This is a genomic window from Capnocytophaga gingivalis ATCC 33624, from assembly GCF_000174755.1.
Taxonomy (GTDB): domain Bacteria; phylum Bacteroidota; class Bacteroidia; order Flavobacteriales; family Flavobacteriaceae; genus Capnocytophaga; species Capnocytophaga gingivalis.
Map to the genome: position 1 here is coordinate 224,320 of NZ_ACLQ01000035.1, position 17,082 is coordinate 241,401.

Annotated in this window: 17 protein-coding genes; 4 read left to right on the forward strand and 13 right to left on the reverse strand. The window is 41.3% G+C overall.

The features are described 5' to 3' along the window. The first annotated feature begins 50 nt into the window (after window positions 1-50). Window positions 51-1,187 (forward strand): lipid-A-disaccharide synthase, encoded by a 1,137-nt coding sequence (gene lpxB, locus CAPGI0001_RS12360; protein ID WP_002670695.1) that lies wholly within the window; start codon window positions 51-53, stop codon window positions 1,185-1,187. Here the strand turns inward: lpxB and CAPGI0001_RS12365 are convergent. The 9 genes from CAPGI0001_RS12365 to CAPGI0001_RS12405 form a co-directional block, all read right to left on the reverse strand. Further along, complete coding sequence (locus CAPGI0001_RS12365) at window positions 1,155-1,847, reverse strand: LrgB family protein (RefSeq protein WP_002670673.1); 693 nt, start codon at window positions 1,845-1,847, stop codon at window positions 1,155-1,157. The two genes, lpxB and CAPGI0001_RS12365, sit on opposite strands and share 33 nt — an antisense overlap. Next, window positions 1,834-2,202, reverse strand: a complete 369-nt coding sequence (locus tag CAPGI0001_RS12370; protein WP_002670568.1) for a CidA/LrgA family protein — start codon at window positions 2,200-2,202, stop codon at window positions 1,834-1,836. The genes CAPGI0001_RS12365 and CAPGI0001_RS12370 overlap by 14 nt, the downstream gene beginning before the upstream one ends. Before the next feature lie 138 nt (window positions 2,203-2,340). Continuing rightward, complete coding sequence (gene nqrF / locus CAPGI0001_RS12375; RefSeq protein WP_002670687.1) at window positions 2,341-3,654, reverse strand: NADH:ubiquinone reductase (Na(+)-transporting) subunit F; 1,314 nt, start codon at window positions 3,652-3,654, stop codon at window positions 2,341-2,343. Continuing rightward, window positions 3,638-4,372, reverse strand: coding sequence for an NADH:ubiquinone reductase (Na(+)-transporting) subunit E (gene nqrE / locus CAPGI0001_RS12380; protein ID WP_002670669.1), 735 nt, complete (start codon window positions 4,370-4,372; stop codon window positions 3,638-3,640). The genes nqrF and nqrE overlap by 17 nt, the downstream gene beginning before the upstream one ends. 20 nt (window positions 4,373-4,392) lie before the next feature. Next, window positions 4,393-5,040, reverse strand: coding sequence for an NADH:ubiquinone reductase (Na(+)-transporting) subunit D (locus CAPGI0001_RS12385; protein ID WP_002670338.1), 648 nt, complete (start codon window positions 5,038-5,040; stop codon window positions 4,393-4,395). 4 nt (window positions 5,041-5,044) lie between these two features. After that, window positions 5,045-5,788, reverse strand: coding sequence for a Na(+)-translocating NADH-quinone reductase subunit C (locus tag CAPGI0001_RS12390; RefSeq protein WP_002670601.1), 744 nt, complete (start codon window positions 5,786-5,788; stop codon window positions 5,045-5,047). Between the two features lie 2 nt (window positions 5,789-5,790). Next, window positions 5,791-7,017: an NADH:ubiquinone reductase (Na(+)-transporting) subunit B gene (locus tag CAPGI0001_RS12395; RefSeq protein ID WP_002670331.1), complete on the reverse strand. Its 1,227-nt coding sequence runs from the start codon at window positions 7,015-7,017 to the stop codon at window positions 5,791-5,793. 19 nt (window positions 7,018-7,036) lie between these two features. Further along, entirely contained in the window at window positions 7,037-7,540 is a 504-nt protein-coding gene (locus CAPGI0001_RS12400) for a ClbS/DfsB family four-helix bundle protein (RefSeq protein ID WP_002670770.1), read from the reverse strand. A gap of 17 nt (window positions 7,541-7,557) precedes the next feature. Further along, window positions 7,558-8,913, reverse strand: a complete 1,356-nt coding sequence (locus tag CAPGI0001_RS12405; RefSeq protein ID WP_002670364.1) for a Na(+)-translocating NADH-quinone reductase subunit A — start codon at window positions 8,911-8,913, stop codon at window positions 7,558-7,560. 357 nt (window positions 8,914-9,270) lie between these two features. On the opposite strand from CAPGI0001_RS12405, the gene CAPGI0001_RS12410 reads away from it, so the two are divergent. After that, window positions 9,271-9,945 (forward strand): hypothetical protein, encoded by a 675-nt coding sequence (locus CAPGI0001_RS12410; RefSeq protein WP_002670597.1) that lies wholly within the window; start codon window positions 9,271-9,273, stop codon window positions 9,943-9,945. A 237-nt stretch (window positions 9,946-10,182) separates the two neighbouring features. On the opposite strand, the gene CAPGI0001_RS12415 is transcribed toward CAPGI0001_RS12410, so the two are convergent. Then, a complete protein-coding gene (locus tag CAPGI0001_RS12415; RefSeq protein WP_002670608.1) occupies window positions 10,183-10,956 on the reverse strand; it encodes a 3'-5' exonuclease in 774 nt (257 codons plus the stop codon). Between the two features lie 140 nt (window positions 10,957-11,096). Here CAPGI0001_RS12415 and CAPGI0001_RS12420 point away from each other — a divergent pair, with 140 nt between their 5' ends. Continuing rightward, window positions 11,097-12,947 (forward strand): M1 family metallopeptidase, encoded by a 1,851-nt coding sequence (locus tag CAPGI0001_RS12420; RefSeq protein WP_002670576.1) that lies wholly within the window; start codon window positions 11,097-11,099, stop codon window positions 12,945-12,947. 82 nt (window positions 12,948-13,029) lie between these two features. Here the strand turns inward: CAPGI0001_RS12420 and CAPGI0001_RS12425 are convergent, their stop codons facing one another. The 3 genes from CAPGI0001_RS12425 to CAPGI0001_RS12435 all read right to left on the reverse strand — a co-directional run bounded on the left by CAPGI0001_RS12425 (window position 13,030) and on the right by CAPGI0001_RS12435 (window position 16,241). Continuing rightward, window positions 13,030-13,398: a heavy-metal-associated domain-containing protein gene (locus CAPGI0001_RS12425; RefSeq protein WP_002670546.1), complete on the reverse strand. Its 369-nt coding sequence runs from the start codon at window positions 13,396-13,398 to the stop codon at window positions 13,030-13,032. A gap of 23 nt (window positions 13,399-13,421) precedes the next feature. Further along, on the reverse strand, window positions 13,422-15,665 hold the full coding sequence (locus CAPGI0001_RS12430) for a TonB-dependent receptor (RefSeq protein ID WP_002670764.1): 2,244 nt from the start codon (window positions 15,663-15,665) through the stop codon (window positions 13,422-13,424). 159 nt (window positions 15,666-15,824) lie between these two features. Beyond that, window positions 15,825-16,241: a hypothetical protein gene (locus tag CAPGI0001_RS12435; RefSeq protein WP_002670519.1), complete on the reverse strand. Its 417-nt coding sequence runs from the start codon at window positions 16,239-16,241 to the stop codon at window positions 15,825-15,827. A 225-nt stretch (window positions 16,242-16,466) separates the two neighbouring features. On the opposite strand from CAPGI0001_RS12435, the gene CAPGI0001_RS12440 reads away from it, so the two are divergent. Further along, entirely contained in the window at window positions 16,467-16,847 is a 381-nt protein-coding gene (locus tag CAPGI0001_RS12440; protein WP_002670722.1) for a hypothetical protein, read from the forward strand. Window positions 16,848-17,082 lie beyond the last annotated feature (235 nt).

Here is a 17,082-nt window from a genome sequence, read left to right on the forward strand (position 1 = left end):
ATACAATTATTTTCGGAAAATATAGTATCTTTGCAAAAATATTCATCACTATGAAATACTACCTTATCGCAGGGGAAGCCTCTGGCGACTTACATGGGGCTAACCTTATGCGCGCCCTACAGCAGATAGACCCCAAGGCAGAGTTTTGCTTCTGGGGAGGGGATCGCATGGAGGCTGTTGGGGGAAAACTCATTAAGCATTACCGCGATTTGGCTTTTATGGGATTTTGGGAAGTGGTTACCAATCTTCGAACAATTCTTCGAAATATTGATTTTTGCAAACGAGATATCATACAATTTCAGCCCGATGCGATTATCTTCATCGATTATCCTGGGTTCAATATGCGTATCGCTAAGTGGGCTAAGCAGCGAGGGATTCCTACCCATTATTACATTTCTCCACAGATATGGGCTTGGAAAGAAAACCGTATCAAAGCAATCAAAAGGGATGTAGATGCCATGTATGTAATCTTACCTTTTGAAAAAGATTTCTATGAAGAGAAGCACCAATATCCTGTACACTTTGTAGGACATCCTCTGTTAGATGCTATTGCAGCTCGTAAGGAGGTTAGTGAGGAAGTATTCAAAAGAGAAAACGGCTTAGATGAGCGTCCTATTATTGCCTTGCTACCTGGTAGTCGTAAGCAAGAAATTGCCAAGATGCTCTCTGTGATGCTCTCAGTGGTAGGAAGCTACCATCAGTATCAGTTTGTCATTGCAGGGGCGCCTTCTTTAGGATATGATTTCTACAAACAGTTTATCAAGGAAGAAAATGTACATTTTGTCAGTGGGAAAACCTACGACCTGCTCTCTCATGGACATGCAGCGTTGGTTACCAGTGGTACAGCTACCTTGGAAACGGCTTTATTCCGTGTTCCTGAAGTGGTTTGTTATCGTGGCAATTGGATTTCTTACCAGATAGCCAAGCGAGTAATCAGCCTCAAGTATATTTCTTTGGTGAATCTGATCATGGATGCTCCTGTAGTGACCGAACTCATTCAGGGAGACCTCAATACCCGAAACCTCAAAACAGAACTAAACAAACTCCTTAATCCTGATTATAGAGAAAAACTTCTTAACAATTACGAAGCCTTGCGAGAAAAGCTAGGCAAAGAAGGCGCAAGCGAAAGGACTGCTCAGGCTATCTATACTTCATTACAAAATAAAAGGCATTACAATAGGAGCTAAAACAGCCGTAAAGATACCATTGAAAATCATTCCTAAGCTGGCATAGATAGCGTGTTTTTCGCTAAGGTTAAAGGCGGCCATAATCCCCAAGGCATGGGAAGCCGTTCCCAAAGAAATACCTCTCCCCATTGGGCTTTTGATACCTGTCCATTGGAGTACCTTGAAGCCTAAAATAGATCCCAATATCCCTGTAACAATCACAGCGGCTACCGTAAGGGAGGTAATTCCGTGTAGGGTCTTGGACACTTCAAGCGCAATAGGGGTAGTTACCGATTTAGGTGCTAAAGATCGAATGATATGCTCATCCGCACCTAATCCCTTAGCAATATAGCATACCGAGAGAATCCCTATCAAACTGCCCACAAACTGGGATACCAACAGCGGCAAAAGTTGTTTCTTGATTTTGGAGAGTTGTTGGTATAAAGGCACTCCCATGGCTACAATAGAAGGTTTAAGCCAAAAATCAATATACATTCCTGCATTCTGCTCATAGGTCTCATAGGAAATATTGAAGATCATCAGATACCCTATGAGAACCGAAACGGCAAGCATGACAGGATTTAGGAATACGGATTTGTATTTCTGTTGGAGCATAAGAACTCCGTAATATACACCAAAGGTGATGGCTAAAAGGACTAAAGGATTTTCAAATATTTTCATGGTCATGGTGATGTTTGGTTCTTTTGCGGATAAACTGATATACATGGCCTGTTACCACCATCACAATAATGGTACTGACAACAATAGCCACACTGATAGACCAAAAATTTTTAGCTATAAGATCAAAATAAGCCAATATAGCCACGCTGGGCGGTACGAAAAACAGTCCCAAATGAGAGATCAACATATCTGAAAAAGCCTTGACCCAATGCAGCTTGATCCAGCCTAAGTGTAGAAAAAGGGTCAGTAGTATCATTCCTATAATACTGGAAGGAAAGTGAATCCCTGTAAGATAAACGATCAATTCTCCTAAGGCCAAACAGCCAAAAATAATAGCACAATATCTGATTAACATAGGATAGTGATTAAAACGGGCGCAAAATTACAACTTTAATGACAAATGACCAATGATAAATAACAAATCTTTTTCACTATCAACAAAAAATCCGACCCATTGCTGAGTCGGATTTTTAATATTATGGAAAAAGTTGTTTTAACCTCCAAAGTCGTCGAAACGAATGTTTTCGTCTGGCATACCGAAGTCTTGTCCCATTTTCTGAACAGCCTTGTTCATCATCGGAGGACCACAGAAGTACAATTCAATATCTTCTGGTGCTTCGTGCTTGCTTAGGTATTGTTCTATTACCGCATTGTGTACGAAGCCTAAGAAACCATCACCTTCAGTGTCATGTATGTCTTTCTTCACTTTCCAATTGTCTTCTGGTAGTGGTTCAGAAAGCACGATAAAGAACTTGAAGTTAGGGAACTCTCGTTCTAGTTCACGGAAGTGCTCTACGTAGAACAACTCACGCTTAGAACGACCTCCGTACCAGTAAGTTACAGTACGTCCTGTCTTCAATGTTTTGAAGAGGTGGTATAGGTGCGAACGCATAGGTGCCATACCTGCTCCCCCACCTACGTACAACATCTCGGCGTTGGATTCGTTGATAAAGAACTCTCCATAAGGTCCTGAGATGGTTACCTTGTCTCCTGGTTTGCGAGAGAAGATGTAAGAGGAGGCTACCCCTGGATTTACATCCATCCAGCCGCCTTTAGCTCGGTCAAAAGGAGGGGTGGCGATACGTACGTTAAGCATAATCTCACGTCCTTCAGCTGGGTAAGAGGCCATAGAGTAAGCACGCTCTGCAGGCTCTGGATTCTTCATCACTAGCGGCCATAGCTTGAACTTATCCCATTCCATCTTGAATTTCTCTGGCTCACCTGGGTGTTCTACAGGGTGAGCAGTAATATCGATATCGGAGTATTTAACCTCACAAGGAGGGATTTCTATCTGGATATATCCTCCTGGTTTGTAATCCATATCTTCTGGAATTTCCACTACAAACTCTTTGATGAAGGAAGCCACATTGTAGTTTCTCACTACGGTAGCTTGCCATTTCTTGATACCAAATACTTGCTCAGGTACCCCGATTTTCATATCTTGTTTTACCTTTACTTGGCAGGCCAAGCGTACACCCTCTTTGAGTTCCTTTTTGGTAAAGTGAGGGGTTTCGGTAGGAAGTGCTTCTCCCCCACCCTCGTACACGTGGCATTCGCACTGCAAGCAGGATCCCTTACCACCACAAGCCGATGGCAAGAATATCTTCTCATTACCCAAGGTAGAAAGCAAGCTCCCTCCAAGAGGTACTTCTATTACCTTATCATTATTGATGGTAATCTTCACTGGCCCCGATGGGGTTAGTTTTTGTTTTACATAAAGCAAAATCGCTACTAACAAGAGGATTACTACTAATAATCCTACCACCGTTACCGTAATAGTTGTTAATATTTCACTTGCTAAAATCATTACTTAAGTCTTTTGTATTATTAGCCAATTTATCTGTTTTAACTTCTTGTTGAACGGTTGTCTCCTTCTTAGGTTCTTCCTTTTTGCTGCTACCACCAGTGAGCATACCTCCAAAGCTCATAAAGCCAATAGCCATAAGCCCTGTGGTAATGAAGGTAATCCCTAAGCCTCGCAAAGGTGCAGGTACATGTGAGTAACGTATTTTCTCACGAATGGCAGCTAAAGCCAAGATAGCAATAGCCCAACCCAAACCTGAACTTACTCCGTAGGCTACGGAAAGCCCGAAGGTGTGGATGGTCTCTTCTCGAGATTGCATAAATAGGGAACCTCCTAAGATCGCACAGTTCACCGCTATCAAAGGCAAGAAAATCCCCAAGGAGTTGTACAAGGAGGGAGAAAACTTCTCTACAATAATCTCAACCAACTGTACCATGGTAGCTACTGTGGCGATAAAGAGGATATAGGTAAGGAAGCTCAAGTCATAAGAAGCGTATTCCTCTCCCAACCAAGCCAAAGCACCTTCTTTAAGGATATATTGGTTAAGCAACCAGTTCATAGGTACTGTAAGGGTTTGCACGAATATAACGGCTGCTCCCAAACCTATAGCGGTAGATACCTTTTTGGATACCGCCAAGTACGAACACATACCCAAGAAGGTAGCGAAAATCATATTCTCTGAGAATACAGATTTAAATATCAGTGTTAAATATTCTAACATGTTCTTTTCGTTTTAAGTGATTAATGACCTTCTTCTATAAGGGCTTTGTTGCGTGAACGCTGTACCCATACTACAATACCATAGGTTACCAATGCCATAGGAGCCAAAAGCATAAAGCCGTTGTTTTCATAACCTAAAGCATACACACCTGTTTTCTTGATAGGATCTCCCAATACTTGGAAGCCAAGTAAGGTTCCTGAACCCAAAAGTTCACGGAAGAATGCTACAATCAACAAGGCAATAGAGTACCCTCCAGCATTTCCAAGAGCATCAAGGAAGGATTTTCCTGGAGGATTCCCCAAGGCAAATGCTTCAAAGCGTCCCATCAGGATACAGTTGGTGATGATAAGCCCCACATATACTGATAGCTGTTTGCTCAGATCATATACAAAGGCTTTAAGCACGAAATCCACTACAATTACCAAAGCTGCTGCTACAATCAGCTGGGCGATGATACGAATCTTGGGGGGTATCACATTTCTAAGTAGAGAAATGGCTACGTTCCCCATGGCCAATACGAAGGTAAAGGAAAGACTCATTACGATAGCCGCTTTGAGCTGTGCTGTGATAGCCAAAGCAGAGCATATCCCCAATACCTGTACCGTTACGGGGTTATTATCCCATAGGGGATCAGTTACTAATTTGATATCTTTTTTTGTTAGTCCCATAGTCTTATTGGTTTAAACTTTTAATATAGGATACATAAGGAGAAAGTCCATGCTGAATCATTTCGGCTACTCCATTTCCGGTAAGAGTGGCTCCTGCGATAGCATCTACTTTTCCGTCTTCTTTACGTGTATTTTCAGGGTCTCCATTACTTTTAGAGATTTGGATACTTTGGAAGTTTCCAGCTGCGTCTAATAAGTGCTCTCCTATGAAATCGTCCATAAAGAAGCGTTCCTTAATATTAGCCCCTAAACCGGCAGTTTCTCCTTTGTGGTCAAAGAATACTCCTTGTACGATAAGGTCTTTGTCTACAGCAATATAACCCCAAATGGCATCCCACAATCCACGTCCGTTTACAGGAATGATATAGAGAGTCTTACCATCTTTCTCTCCTACATAGAGGGGAAGTCCGGCGCGATGTCCATTGAAGTTGATAAGGTCTTCTGCTCCCTTTACTTCCTTAGCTGAGTTATCTGCTGGATTTATTAGGTATTGTGCCTTTACATATTTATCAAACTCAGCATTGGCCTCATTGGTAGTGAGGAAAGCTACTTCCCCTTCACCAAGAGCACCTTCGTTATGGCTCACTCCCATGGCATAAAGGATATTTTGCTTCTTCTCCAATTTCTTATTTTCACTGATTTGGCCGCTAAGTGCGGAAGAAACCCCCGCAAGCAAAGCCCCTACGATTACCACCATCACAATGGCGAAAATCACGGTATACGAATTACTTTCTGTCTTGATTGCCATAATTATGCGGTTTTAGTAGTTAGTTTTAAGCGTTTTTTACGGCGAGACACATTGGCCTGTACCACAAAGTGGTCTATGGTTGGTGCCAACACATTCATCAGCAAGATAGCAAGCATCACCCCTTCTGGATAAGCTGGGTTGAAGCAACGTATCATAATCGCGATAAATCCTGCCAAGAAACCGTAAATATATTTCCCTGTATTGGTTTGTGCTGCAGTTACTGGATCGGTAGCCATGAAGACAGCTCCAAAAGCCAAACCTCCGATAAGCAGATGCTCATAGGCTGGTAGGCTCCACAAGGCGTAGAACTGGGTACCTTCCATACTTGGTGCCAAGCAGTTAAAGATACTTCCCATTACAAAAGCTCCTACAAAGGTGCTGAGGATAATACGCCAAGAAGCAATCTTGGTGTAGATAAGGAACAAAGCCCCTAAGAGGATAAGCAAGGTAGAGGTCTCCCCTACTGAACCTGGGATAAACCCATAGAAAAGGTCAGATAGTTGGTAAGTACCTGTCTGCCCCTGAGCTAAGTTTCCTAAGATGGTCTCTCCAGATACGGCATCAAGCTGTGCTCCACCTGCGATTTCTTTAGCTCTGGCTACCGCTCCTTCTACCCATACCTTGTCCCCTGTCATAGAGGTAGGATAAGCAAAGAATAAGAATGCACGGATAGTAAGGGCTGGGTTGAGGATATTCATACCTGTACCACCAAATACTTCCTTACCGATAATCACCCCGAAAGCTACTGCTACAGCAAGCATCCAAAGAGGTATATCAATAGGTACAATAAGGGGTACTAACATTCCTGTAACTAAGTATCCTTCTTCTACTTCGTGCTTGCGGATAGTTGCAAAAATGAACTCAATCCCCAAACCTACAAGGTAGGAAACGATCACCAAGGGAAGTACTTTCATAGCTCCTATACAGAAGTTTGCCCCACTCCAGAAGTCCCCACTGAAAAAGGACATACCTGCCTGAGGTTCCAAAGTACCAAAAGCCACTTGGTGTTGGTATCCTGCATTGAAAATACCAAAAATCAAGCAGGGAATCAGCGCCATAATCACGGTGTTCATAGTCCGCTTTAGGTCATCTGCTGCCTTAATGTGAGTACCTCCGTGGGTTACCTCATTAGGCGTATAAAGGAAAGTGTGGAGCGCATTGAAGGTCGTTTCCCACTTAGTCCCCTTATACTTTTCTTTTAGTGTATGTAATTTACTTTTTAAACTCATTTTATTATGAATAAGTTAATTATTTCTTTTTTATGGATTTGCGAATTAGTTTTAAAGCCCAATCATAATGACTTGATGTTGCCGAAACTAAGTAAGAGCCTAAGGAAGTACTCCCCGTCCAGTGATACTTTTTCTTAGTGAAAAGCTCCTCATCTGTGTGTTTCTGTATAAGTTGAAACACTTTATTATGAGTTGTTTCAAAAAGTAAGAGTATCTCAGTAAGTGATACTTTTTGACATTGCTCCCATATTTCTCGGTTGAGTTTAGGGGTGTCAGAAAAAGTATAGCCTTCTTTGGGTATTTTGGGTTTCTCACCTCGCATCCCTACCTCGTACCAGTTTAAGAATAATAAATGCCAATAATACAAGTGACCTATGACATCACGAATATTCCTATTCATAGTACCTTCTGGAAATGCTTTTTCTCGCTCTTTGTCTGATAGTGCTTCTATCAAAGAAACTAACTTCTGATAATTTTCTTTGGCTAAAGCCTCTAAATCTTGCTTCGTTGCGGGTCTGGCCATTATGCTTATAGTAACTTTTATCCCAATTCGTCCATCATAAGATCTAAACCATCTCTGATGATTTGCTGATGTGGCTGTTTGGACACACATACAAACTCAGTCAAGGCAAAATCCTCAGGGGCTACTTCATAAGCTCCTAAGTTTTCCAATTCGTCCAAGTCCTTATACAAGCAAGCTTTGAGCAGCTGCATAGGGTAAATATCCAATGGGAATACTTCCTCATACATACCTGTTACCACGAAAGCACGTTGCTCTCCGTTGGTATTGGTATTGAGGTTGTACTTCTTATTTGGGTTAAGCCAAGAGAAAGTCAAGGCTCGAGTAAGGGAAATCTTGTTACTTATGGGTTTTGCCCAACCTAATAGGTCGTAGTCATTACCTTCTGGGATGGCTGTAATCTGGTCATCATAGAAGCCTAAGAAAGTGTTTTCACATACTTTTTGACCAGTTAGTACATCTCCACTGATGATACGAGTATTGGTGGGATCTTTTACCCCTGTTCCTACCAGACCTTTGATCTGTGCTCCTGCAATAGCTGTTACGTAGTGAGGGGTTTCCATAGAAGCTCCTGTAAGTGCCACAGTACGGGTAAGGTTAAGATGACCTGTAAGGAAGAGTTCTCCTATAACCACCAAGTCTTGAGGAGAAACCACCCATACTACTTCCCCTTTGTTGATAGGGCTGATTTTAGCTATTTGGGTACTCACGTTCCCTGCTGGGTGTGGCCCTGATACATTGTGCAATACAATATCCTTGAGATTGCGAAAAGGAGATAGAGAACTATCTTTGAATACAGAGACATGCACCTTGCCTGTGGTGAGCTTCGAAAGTGCGGTGAGTGCTACCTGTAATTCCTTTTCCTTACCCTTGAGTACATAGTCGTAATCAGGAGCTAAAGGATTGGTCTTGCAGGCTGAGATGAAGATCGCCTTAGGCTGACTATCTACTGAAGCAATCACGTCGTACGGACGTTGCTTAATGAGTGGCCAGCAGCCTGTCTGTAACAAATGTTCTTTGATCTGCTCAGGAGAAAGGGAGTCTACTTGCTTCTTTTCATATTCATGAAAAGACTGCTGAGCATCGGGAGTAATTCTGATTTCCAGAATTTTACGACGTTCTCCACGGATAATTTCCGTAATAGTACCACTAACGGGAGAAGGGAATAACACCCTTTCATCTCTTTTGTCGTAGAAAACGGGGTCTCCGGCTTTGACAGTTGCTCCTTCTCGAGCGATGAGCTTAGGGATTACTCTGTGGAATTCAGCAGGTCTAAGGCCATACACTTGGGAAAGCGGCGCTACCTTGGTGATGGCTTCAGCTTTTCCTTCCAGCTGAATATCCAAACCCTTACGAATGCGGATGTCGCTTGACATAGGATAAAAATTAGTTAGTTTCTTAAAAAGTCGTGCAAAAGTATTATTTTTTTTGAATTGATTAGCTAAAATTTCTTTTTTAACAGCCTATTTTTGTTATTTATACTCTTTATAAATAACCCTGCACTTTCCCTACAGTTTTAAGGGGAAAACAAACGTATTTTTCAAGAAAAAAAAGTCTTATTTACCGCTCTATTTTGTTATAAATTTGTTAAAAATGAAAGATTTGTTATTGTTTTATTCAGCTAATTATCAACTACTTAAAATTTTTATAACAAAAAATAATCTTTTTTATTAGGTTTTATCCAAAAAAATACCTTACCTTTGTCCCATCAATCATTAAAATTTTAAGTAAAGATGAAAAAAATTCTTTTATCAGCTTTGGCTGTGTTTGCATTCAGCTTCGCTAATGCACAAGAACAAGAGATCGTTTCTTCTAAAGGAGAAAACTACCTACCACAACAAGGTGACTGGTCTATAGGATTCAGTGCTAACAGTGCCTTAAGCTTTGTAGGAAATGCTTTTAATGGAAGTACTGGAAACTCTGTTGCATTTGACAAAAATGATGCTACAAAACTTCCTGGATTTGCTAACTCTGTTTCTTTCTTAGGTAAAAACTTTACTGAAGATAAAAAAGCAGATCGTTACACTGTTAACTTGCTTTTTTCTTATGAAAAACAAAAAGATGTAGATGCTACTACTCAATTTGGTCTTTTAGCAGGTTATGGTAAAGAATGGAGAAAAGGATCTACTCGTCTTCAAGGATTCTATGGTTTTGACGGACTTGTAGGATTTGGTATTCCTCAAAAGAATGCTTTCAGTTTCTTAATAGGAGCTCAAGGATTTGCTGGTGCTGAGTACTTTGTTTTCCCTAAAGTTGCTTTAGGAGCTCAGTATGCTTATGGTGTTTTTGTAAAACATGAATCAAGCGAAGATGCTCAAGGTAACAAAACAAGCAAATTTGGATTTAACATTGGTAACACTAACTCTGGTTTTGGAACTGCTTCTGTATTGTTAAACCTTTATTTCTAAGCCTTTAGAAGAATCTAAGAAATAAAAAAACCGCTCTATAGAGCGGTTTTTTTATTATTTTTCAAAGACATAATGAATTGCGTCTCTACCATGACGCTCTCCAAAACAACTACTGACGAGCATGGCCTTCCCTGCGGAAATATACCCCTCTCACAGTGGGGGCAAAATTCACCACATACTCAGCTGTGGGACTTGCCGTAACAGAGTCTTCATTCTTCACTTTTCACTCTTCACTTCTTACTGTCCCAATCCCTTTCTCAGGCGTATAGCCGTAAGGACTTTCTTAGTATAGAGTGGAAAATCAGCATTGAGTATCCAGCCAAAGTATCCCGGTTCTTCTTCTAAAATCTCTTCTACTTTGCGCCCTTTGTGCTTACCAAAGGTAAAGATTTCTTCTCCTTTGTCATTATAGGCGATAAATCCCGCAAAATCGGCTATTTGGCTACGTGTAGTAAATTCACTCAACTGCTTGATATCATTGGGTAGGGTATCGGAATAGGTATCAAGCTGTGCCTTAAGAATTTCATAAGTAGCTTCGGTATCGGCGGCAGCTGTATGAGCATTGTCTAACTCTTTCTTACAATAGAACTTATAAGCAGCCGAAAGAGTACGCTGTTCCATCTTGTGGAAGATAGTTTGTACATCCACTGTTACACGGTTCTTCAGGTCAAAATCGACCCCTGCACGCAAGAGCTCTTCGGCCAAGAGGGGAATATCAAAGCGGTCGGAGTTATAACCAGCCAAGTCGGAATCCTTAATCATGGCATGTATTTGCTTGGCCAATTCCTTAAAAGTAGGTGCCTGAGCTACACGTTCATCACTGATCCCATGTATGGCCGTGGAGGCTGGCGGAATAGGTATGGTGGGGTTCACCAGATAGGTCTTGCTCTCTCGGTTGCCATTGGGCCATACCTTGAGTATCGAAATCTCTACAATGCGATCACGAGAAACATCCGTGCCTGTAGTCTCCAAATCAAAAAAACAGATAGGACGGGTAAGGTTCAATTCCATCTTCTATAGGGTTAAAAAAACAGCACAAAAGTAACGAAAAAAAACCATATAGTCTCCTTAGAGAAGAAATTTTATTTTTCCCTTTATTTTCTCCATTAAAATTCGTAACTTTGTGTCCATAATTACAAATTATAAATGTGATGAAATATACAAAGATTTTATCCTTAGCCGCACTGAGCACCTTAGGAGTAGCTCAGGCACAGAATGCCCCGTATTGGCAACAACATGTCGATTATAAAATGGATATCGACATGAATGTAAAGAACTACCAATATACAGGGAAACAGGAGCTTACTTACACCAACAACTCTCCTGACACACTTAAGGTAGTTTTTTACCATGTATTCCTCAACGCCTTCCAGCCTGGTAGTGAGATGGATGCTCGCCTCCAGACAATCCTCGACCCTGACCGCCGTATGGTCAATAAAAAAGAGGTAGATGGAAAGACTATCAACGAAAGCCGTATCGCTTCCCTTAAGCCTGAGGAAATAGGGTATGTACGTGTCAATTCCCTTTCCCAAGATGGCACTCCTGTAAAATATATAACAGAAGGTACCATCGTAAAGGTAGACCTCAACAAGCCGCTACCTCCTCATAGCTCTACTGTATTGAAAATGGATTTCGCCGGACAAGCTCCAGTGATGATCCGCCGTACAGGGCGTAACAACCCTGATGGAGTAGCTCTCTCCATGACACAATGGTATCCTAAATTGGCCGAATATGACTATCGCGGATGGAATACCACTGAATATATCACCCGTGAATTCTATGGTGTATGGGGTAACTATGATGTAAAGATTACCATCGACAAAGACTATATCATAGGAGGTTCTGGATATCTACAGAACAACAACGAGATTGGTTTTGGGTACGAAGATGCTGGAGTGAAGGTACCTAAGGTAAAAGGGAACAAACGTACTTGGCACTTCTATGCTCCTCAAGTTCACGACTTCGCTTGGGCTGCAGATCCTAAGTTTGTTCATGACAAGATCGATGCAGGCAATGGACTTACCGTACACTTCCTCTATAAAAACTACCCTGAAAACTGGAAGAAAATCCAGCCTGAGATGGTCAAAACCTTCGATTTCTACAACAAATACGTAGGTAAATATCCTTGGAAACAATACTCTTTCCTACAAGGGGGAGATGGAGGTATGGAGTATGCTATGTGTACTCTTATCGAAGGGGGAAAAGAGTATAGCTCCTTGCTCGGAACTGCTGTACATGAGTTAGGACACTCTTGGTTCCAACACCTTTTAGCTTCTGATGAGACAGCTTATCCTTGGTTAGACGAAGGTTTTACCTCTTATATACAAGACCGCGCACTTGCTATGCTTGGGGCTAAAGAACCTTTCTCTGGATTCCATAAGTCTTACGGCAAATATGTAGCCTCTAAGTATGAGGAAACACCTACTCATCAGTCCGACCGCTTCAATACCAACTACGCCTACTCTGTGACCTCTTACAGCAAGGGAGCTCTCTTCCTCAGACAGTTAGAGTACATCATCGGAGAGAAAAATGTAGAGAAAACCCTCCAACTTTATTTCAAAAAATTTGCTTTCAAGCACCCTCAACCTCATGACTTTATCCGTTGTGCTGAGAAAGTATCTGGCATGCAACTACAATGGTACCTCAATGAGTTCATGCAAACACCTGACCATGTGGACTATGCGGTAGATAAAGTAGCTGCCAAAGGCAACAAAACTGAAATCACCCTCCGCCGTGTAGAGAGAATGCCTTTGCCTACCGATGTATTTGTAGTAGATAAAAACAACAAAACTCACTACTATTACATTCCTTTGCGTATGCAATTTGGTGAAAAGGAAAATCCTTATAGCTATGAACGCAAGGTATTACCTACTTGGGGTTGGGCGCATCCTACCTATACCTTTGAGGTAGATATACCTTTTGAGAATATCCAGAAAGTAGTGATCGATCCTAACCATGTCACCACTGATATTAACATAGAGAACAACACTTTCCAAAAATAGAAGGGTATTAGTTTTTTATATTACAAAAGAGAAGCCGTTCCCAATTGGGAACGGCTTTTCGTATTCTCAGAATAGCCCTTGTTTAGTGATGATTCTTCACCACTTCTTCATCACGGTACTTGCAGCAGTCACTTACCTTATTATAATCTTCTTCTGAGGCTTCTACCTTATGAGTACCATCTACAAGACTATTGGAGTGACCAACCTTGGCAATTGCCTCTTGTACTTGTGCTGTAGAGGTTTTTCTCTTGTCTAAGATAAGAGATAGCTGGTGTGAATTTACATTCCACTGGGCGTACTTAACCCCTTTTACTCCCAAGGCAGCCTTTTCTATACGTGCCTTACAAGAATTACAAATACCCTCTACATTGAGTTGTGCTTTTGCATTTTTACTCTGCGCTACCACAGGCAAAGTAAGGGCTAAGAAAGCCAAAAGTATGAATCTTTTCATGATAAATATATTTAAAAGTTGTTTTATTTCAGTTTAAAGCGCAATCCTGCATATATCATACGACCTTGCAGAGGAGCATAGGCCATAGAAGCATCAAAATAAGTGCCAAAAGGCTGATCGGGAGCTATAATAGCTCTTTTTTGGTAATAGTTAAACAAGTTTTCTGCACCGAGATATACCTCTATCATAGGAGAAAAGACACGAGTGATCTGTGCTTGGGTAGTGGTGTAGGCCGCTGCTGTATCCCCCATCTGATAGGCTACAGGATTGGCAGAGGTATCTGGTAGGCGCTGGCTACCTATAGCATTGAAGGTAGCATCCATACGCCACTGGCGCCCTTCTTGGGGTACAGTCTCATAGGAGAGATTCACCATCCAACGCTCTTTGGGTTGGAAGGGCTGAGTGCGTCGCCCTGAAGCATAATCTGTCTGTACGTCGAACCACTTATAGGCTACCTTCAAGTGAGTGCGCTTAAGAATCTCATAGTTAGCCTCTATCTGGAAATTTGTAGAAAAACTCTTTCCTATGAGGTTATAGAAACTCACTTCTCTGGGATTGTCCCAGTCCACCACCACCTGATTGGTGAAGTTGGTATAATATAGGTCAGCTACTATTTCTAAGTCTCTTTTCCCCAAGGTTAAATATTGGGTAAAGGAAAGCCCATAGTTCCAAGCTATTTCTGGGGATAGTCCATAGGTTTTTCCAGTCTGTGTACCTCCAAGACGTATTGTTCTTGCTGTGGAGAAGAGTTTTTGATTCTCAGAGAAGATACTTGCCAAGCGCTCTCCCCTACCTACTGCAAGGCGTAGCGTACCCTTCTTCCAAGGCATATAGCGCAAGTGGAAGCGTGGAGTGATGAAAGCCCCCATCTTGTTGTGATAGTCAGCCCTTGCACCAGCTGTAAGTCCAAAGACATCGCCTGCAGAGAGACTGTACTCAAAGAATGCTCCTGCGGAAAAGTCCGTACGGTCATAGTTATCGGAAAGAGAGGTGGCTCCTACACGCTCGGTAATAATATCAGTGATGCTATTAACCCCTGTGGTAAAGGTGTGATTGGTATTGCCAATAATGGACTTGAATAGAGCATTAAGATAGATCGTCTTCTGAGAAATATCATACTGATTGAGTCCAAAATAAGAATCCTGTTCATACTGCTTATAGTCTGCCTGAAAGCCCAAACTCTGATATGGCATATCCTCCCATATATAACCGAGCTTAGCAGAAGCATTCAGTTGGTGGGTCTTATTCTCACTCTGCCAGAGAGTTGGGGCAGAAACAGACGAGAGTTGCCCTGCTTTTCTTGCGTCATAGAGATAATGCAGGGTAAGGTTGGACATCCAGCCTGTATTAGGATTGGCATATTGCCAGCGATTCATCAGGTTGATTTGGCTTCCTGTAGGTACATCCATAAAGCCATCCCCATTGTTGTCCATTTGCATGTTGCGCACATTCCCATGTAGGTAAAGTCCTGTATGCCAATGATCTGAAACTTTGGTATTGAGGTGGTTATTGAGTTCAAAACGACCATCCTCACTCCCATATACATTCAAGTAAATAGGGGTATCCAGTATAGGTTTTACCAATTCGGTATTGATCTGTCCAGCGATACTCTCATAACCATTGATCACACTCCCTGCTCCCTTGATAATCTGGATATTATCAACCCAAGAGCCTGGGATAAAGGTCATTCCATACACCTGTGAAGCACCACGTATACTGGGAACATTCTCTTGGGTAAGAGATAAGTATGGACTGGCAAGCCCCAACATCTTTATCTGCTTGGTGCCCGTTACTGCATCGGCCACAGCTACCTCTGTATTGGAGCTGGTCTCAAAGCTATCTGAGAGGTTGCAGCAAGCTGCCTTAAGCAATTCACCTGAATTGATATTGACCATACCTGCATTATTCATTTGTAGGCGCTCGGTAGGTTTACGCTTGGCTATGGTGACTTCTACTGCATCCAATTGATTGGCATCCTCCAACAAAGTTGAGGTAACAAATCTCACAGGATCGGTGATGGTGATCACTTTTGTTTTGAATCCCACATGGCTCACTACCAGCTTCTTGAGTTCTGGCTTGTACAACAGCTTGAAGTGACCTGTATCATCGGTTGTAGTCCCGATGGTAGTTCCCTCCCAATAGATACTCACTCCTGCTTCAGCAAAAGTTTCTGTAGCATCCTTGAGGGTAATTTTTCCTTGCACCATAGTCTGGGCAAAAAGAGATAAAGGTAGCATCAGTAATGCTAATATGATATATTTTTTCATTGTTAGTTTTCTTTTGATTTTATAGGATTTCGAAGGTGTTTTTTTGAAAACACACACATAGAGACACCACTGATAGTGTCTTAACAAGATGCAAGAGCCTCCCTTCTACCATTATAGGGAAAGAATATGACTCCTGAAAAATAAAATCTGTCAGAAAAGCTAACAAAGAAATTGCTGAAAAAGAATCGGTATGTTCCTTGTCAGCTGTGGAGAAGAAGAATAAAAAGGCTGTTTCCCCTTCATAGAAATAGTTTCTATCAAGAAGACAACCTTAGGTGATATAATAGTAGGAACTACTTGTTTTTGAACAAGTTTTAAAGTATGTTCTAATTCTGTTTTTTCTAACCTTGCATAGGAGGACATGGGTGCCACTTGGCAGCAAGTATGCTTAGGAGCAGCTCCTTGTTTTTCTTTGCAGCACTCAGGTACATCGTCCTTGTGACAGGACTTTGCCTGCTTATGTTGTTGGGTATGCTGTTTTTGGCAGGCATGCGGGGTCGCTTCACTGGTAAGCGGTAAAGCTAACAAGCAAAGCGTCATCACAAAAGCACATATTTTAGCAAAAACAGTGTTCATCGCAAGATTATAAATCGCGGCAAAAGTACAATATTTTTCCTAATAAAAAAAATTTTTTTTCTATTTCTCTGGCATAGAATATAAAATACCCTATTTACAACATAAAAACATATTGAAAATCAATACATTAAATTACTTATAAAAAATGTTATAAATAAGACTTGTTTATCTCAAAAAAAGTTGTATCTTTGCCCTATCTTAATCTGAGTTATAAAACTTACTCTTATGAAGCGTACTGTGAGTTTCATATTATCCTTACTCATACTGCTGATAGCCTTTCAGCAGACGCTTCTTATTGTGCACTACCATCTGAATCGAGACTTTATTGAGAAGGCTTACTGTATCAATAAAGATAAAAAAGAGATGGATTGTCATGGAAAGTGTCATCTTAAGAAAAATATAGAGGACACCTCCCACACCTCTGACAAGCTCTTAAATCTTAAAGATATAGACATTGTACTTCAGCAACCCTTTTCTTTTGAAACAGCTATAGTACATACTCTGGAGGAAATGCCTCCTTTCTTCTTCAAGGAACAATTGCTTATTCATAAAATAGTCAAAAAGCAAATGCGTCCTCCCATTTCTTCTACTACTTACCTTTGTTAATGTAACCTTTCAAGGGAAGGTTGTGCCTTGTCTGCAGGATATTTCCACAGAATGAGCGCTTTCCACATGCTCTATTCCTATCCTATAAGGACAAGGAGTACTCCCTATACATTAGCTAAAAAATCCACAATTTATTTAAGAAGATATCTCTAAAAGAAAGAAATACTCATTTCTTAGAGACAAGAATGAGTATTTCTTTTTTTATCCTCATTTTAACCACTTTAGTATTTCCCCT

Excerpts from the sequence above, each read along its gene's own strand:
- lpxB (WP_002670695.1), top strand. The coding sequence starts at position 51 with ATGAAATACTACCTTATCGCAGGGGAAGCCTCTGGCGACTTACATGGG.
- CAPGI0001_RS12365 (WP_002670673.1), bottom strand. The coding sequence starts at position 1,847 with ATGAAAATATTTGAAAATCCTTTAGTCCTTTTAGCCATCACCTTTGGT.
- CAPGI0001_RS12370 (WP_002670568.1), bottom strand. The coding sequence starts at position 2,202 with ATGTTAATCAGATATTGTGCTATTATTTTTGGCTGTTTGGCCTTAGGA.
- nqrF (WP_002670687.1), bottom strand. The coding sequence starts at position 3,654 with ATGATTTTAGCAAGTGAAATATTAACAACTATTACGGTAACGGTGGTA.
- nqrE (WP_002670669.1), bottom strand. The coding sequence starts at position 4,372 with ATGTTAGAATATTTAACACTGATATTTAAATCTGTATTCTCAGAGAAT.
- CAPGI0001_RS12385 (WP_002670338.1), bottom strand. The coding sequence starts at position 5,040 with ATGGGACTAACAAAAAAAGATATCAAATTAGTAACTGATCCCCTATGG.
- CAPGI0001_RS12390 (WP_002670601.1), bottom strand. The coding sequence starts at position 5,788 with ATGGCAATCAAGACAGAAAGTAATTCGTATACCGTGATTTTCGCCATT.
- CAPGI0001_RS12395 (WP_002670331.1), bottom strand. The coding sequence starts at position 7,017 with ATGAGTTTAAAAAGTAAATTACATACACTAAAAGAAAAGTATAAGGGG.
- CAPGI0001_RS12400 (WP_002670770.1), bottom strand. The coding sequence starts at position 7,540 with ATGGCCAGACCCGCAACGAAGCAAGATTTAGAGGCTTTAGCCAAAGAA.
- CAPGI0001_RS12405 (WP_002670364.1), bottom strand. The coding sequence starts at position 8,913 with ATGTCAAGCGACATCCGCATTCGTAAGGGTTTGGATATTCAGCTGGAA.
- CAPGI0001_RS12410 (WP_002670597.1), top strand. The coding sequence starts at position 9,271 with ATGAAAAAAATTCTTTTATCAGCTTTGGCTGTGTTTGCATTCAGCTTC.
- CAPGI0001_RS12415 (WP_002670608.1), bottom strand. The coding sequence starts at position 10,956 with ATGGAATTGAACCTTACCCGTCCTATCTGTTTTTTTGATTTGGAGACT.
- CAPGI0001_RS12420 (WP_002670576.1), top strand. The coding sequence starts at position 11,097 with ATGAAATATACAAAGATTTTATCCTTAGCCGCACTGAGCACCTTAGGA.
- CAPGI0001_RS12425 (WP_002670546.1), bottom strand. The coding sequence starts at position 13,398 with ATGAAAAGATTCATACTTTTGGCTTTCTTAGCCCTTACTTTGCCTGTG.
- CAPGI0001_RS12430 (WP_002670764.1), bottom strand. The coding sequence starts at position 15,665 with ATGAAAAAATATATCATATTAGCATTACTGATGCTACCTTTATCTCTT.
- CAPGI0001_RS12435 (WP_002670519.1), bottom strand. The coding sequence starts at position 16,241 with ATGAACACTGTTTTTGCTAAAATATGTGCTTTTGTGATGACGCTTTGC.
- CAPGI0001_RS12440 (WP_002670722.1), top strand. The coding sequence starts at position 16,467 with ATGAAGCGTACTGTGAGTTTCATATTATCCTTACTCATACTGCTGATA.